This window comes from Pseudomonas palmensis (genome assembly GCF_017848315.1).
GTDB classification, from domain to species: domain Bacteria; phylum Pseudomonadota; class Gammaproteobacteria; order Pseudomonadales; family Pseudomonadaceae; genus Aquipseudomonas; species Aquipseudomonas palmensis.
The window spans coordinates 1-1,175 of record NZ_JAFKEC010000125.1 but is presented as its reverse complement, the minus strand read 5'-3'; the positions used below and the strand labels follow the sequence as shown (position 1 = coordinate 1,175).

The following is a 1,175-nucleotide window of genomic DNA, read 5'->3' as shown; positions in this document are numbered from 1 at the left end:
ACCCCGCACACTGCCCCTGGCAGCGACCCTGCTGCTGGTCTCCGGCAGCGCGGCGCTGATCTATCAGGTGCTGTGGATCAAGCAGCTGTCACTGGTGGTGGGGGTGGAAGTGCATGCGATCACCACCGGCATCAGCGCATTCTTCGCCGGGCTGGCGCTGGGCGGCTGGTGGCTGGGGCGTCACGCCGATCGGCTGCGCCAGCCGCTGCGCCTGTATGCGCTGCTCGAACTGGCCGTGGCCGTGGTCGGCATCGCGGCCACCCTGGCCCTGGGCAGCAGCGCCGGGTTGTTCGCCCGCCTGCAGGGCAGCATCGGGCTGCTGGCCTGGGCGCTGCCGTTCAGCCTGGTTGCCCTGCCGGCGCTGCTGATGGGCGGCACCCTGCCGGTGCTGGTGCGTGCCGTGACCGCGCAAGGGGCAACGGCCGGACGCGCCGGCGGGCAGCTGTACGCGGCCAACACGGCCGGGGCGATTGTCGGCACCCTGCTCGCAGCCTTTGTGCTGATCCCGCTGCTGGGGGTACGCGGCAGTGCCTGTGCCGCCGCCGTGCTCAACCTGCTGGCCGGGGCCGGCGCACTGTGGCTGCTGCGCCTGACACCGGACGTCGAAGCCGACACCGTGGTAACCGCCAGCGCCCCGCGCAGCCCGGCGGCGCGCCTGGCCCTGGCCCTGTACGCGGTGGCCGGGGGCATTGCGCTGGGCTATGAGGTGATCTGGTCGCAGGCCCTGGTGCAGTTCATGAGCACCCGCACCTTCGCCTTTGCGGTGATGCTGGCCACCTACCTGGCCGGGCTGATGCTGGGCAGCGCACTGATTGCCCGGCGCGTGGAGCGGCTGCGCGACCCGTGGGCCACCTTTGCCATGCTGATCGGTGCGGCGGGGCTGCTGGCGCTGCTGGAAATCGCCGGGCTGGGGCGCTGGCTGATCAGTGCGCAGACCCAGGCCGAAGCGCTGGTACTGGGCCTGGGCGGCAGCGCACTGGCGGGCATGAGTGCCCGCTTTGCGGTGGTGGCGGTGAGCGTCGTGCTGCTGCCCACCACGCTGCTGGGGGCGGCGTTCCCGGTGGCGCTGCGCCTGGCCTGCACGCCGGGCCATGCGGGGCGCGACGTGGGCGCGGTGGTGGCGCTCAACACCCTGGGCGGGATTGCCGGGGTGATGCTGTGCGGGTTCGTACTGG

At 72.6% G+C, this 1,175-nt stretch carries 1 protein-coding gene; it reads left to right on the top strand.

Annotated features, from left to right (window positions below; genetic code table 11):
- Positions 1-10: 10 nt before the first annotated feature.
- On the top strand, positions 11-1,175 hold a 1,165-nt coding region (locus JZZ72_RS27645; RefSeq protein WP_210015493.1), incomplete at its 3' end, for a fused MFS/spermidine synthase.